Here is a 1,181-nt window from a genome sequence, read left to right as displayed (position 1 = left end):
GCGGCGAGCATCCGGGCCAGTTCCGCCTCCGGGTCACCGCCGTCGGTCAGGTCACCACGGGCACCGCCACGTCGGTGGGTTCCGCGCAGACCGCGTACGGCACCCCGGCGGTCTGCGGGATGCGCCAGCGCAGCACGTCGTGCCGTTCGGCCACCGCGCGCAGGGCCGCGCCGAGGGCCGGGACGTCCAGCTCGCCGCGCAGCCGGTGGGCCACCGCGATGTTGTACGGAGCGCTGGACGGGGCGAGCTGGTCGACGAACCACAGCCGCCGCTGCGGCGGGGACAGCGTCGGCGGGTTGCCGGTGGTCAGCCCGTCCCCGGCGTCGGGGGCGGCGGCGGTGATCCGCCGCACCAGGCCGGCGAGGGTGCGGCCGGCGAACACGTCCCGGGTGTCCACGGCGCGGCCAAGCTCGGCGCGCAGCGCCGCGACCAGCCGCATCGCGGCGATGGAGTTGCCGCCGGCGGCGAGGAAGTCGGTGTCCGGGCCGGGGGCCGCGCCGAGCAGCCGCGCCCACACCCGCGACACCGCCCGGGTGACCGGGTCGCCGTCGGCCGGGCCGTCGACGTCGGCGGGCGCGGGCCGGGCGGCGGCGGCCAGCGCCCGCAGCGCCGGCCGGTCCAGCTTGCCGGTGGTCGGGCTGACCGGCAGCTCCGCCAGGCGCAGCACCCGGGCGGGGCGCATCGCGGCGGTCAGCCGGGGCTCGGCGTACGCACGCAGCGTCGCGTCGTCGGGGGCGTCGGCGGGGGTGAGGAACGCGACCAGCTCGGCACCGGCCGGGGCGTCGACGGCCTCCACCACCACCCGGTCGACGCCGGGCAGCCCGGCGAGGACGGCCTCGACCTCGCCCAGCTCGATGCGCTGCCCTCTGATCTTGACCTGCCGGTCGGCCCGACCGAGATAGACGAACCGCCCGTCCGGGGCCTGGGTGACCAGGTCCCCGGTGCGGTACAGCCGTTCGCCGGGCAGGCCGGAGAACGGGTCGGGTACGAACCGCTCGGCGGTCAGGCCGGGTCGGTCCAGGTACCCGTCGGCCAGGCCGGGCCCGCCGACCAGCAGCTCGCCCGTCTGCCCCGGCGGCACCGGGCGCAGCTCCGCGTCGACGACGTACACGCGGTGGTTCGGCAGCGGCAGGCCGATCGGTACCGGGTCGGTCTCGGCGGCGGTCAGCTCGGCGGCGACG

Annotated in this window: 1 protein-coding gene; it reads right to left on the bottom strand. The window is 78.4% G+C overall.

Features of this window, described 5'->3' with window-relative positions; all coding sequences use genetic code 11:
• Window positions 1–46: 46 nt before the first annotated feature.
• Window positions 47–1,181, bottom strand: a 1,135-nt coding sequence (locus MCAG_RS27960) for a phosphopantetheine-binding protein (RefSeq protein ID WP_036375612.1), incomplete at its 5' end; no start/stop codon positions are given.

This window comes from Micromonospora sp. ATCC 39149, from assembly GCF_000158815.1.
Taxonomy (GTDB): domain Bacteria; phylum Actinomycetota; class Actinomycetes; order Mycobacteriales; family Micromonosporaceae; genus Micromonospora.
The sequence above is the reverse complement of the archived record's forward strand: the minus strand, read 5'-3'. Positions and strand labels throughout refer to the sequence as shown.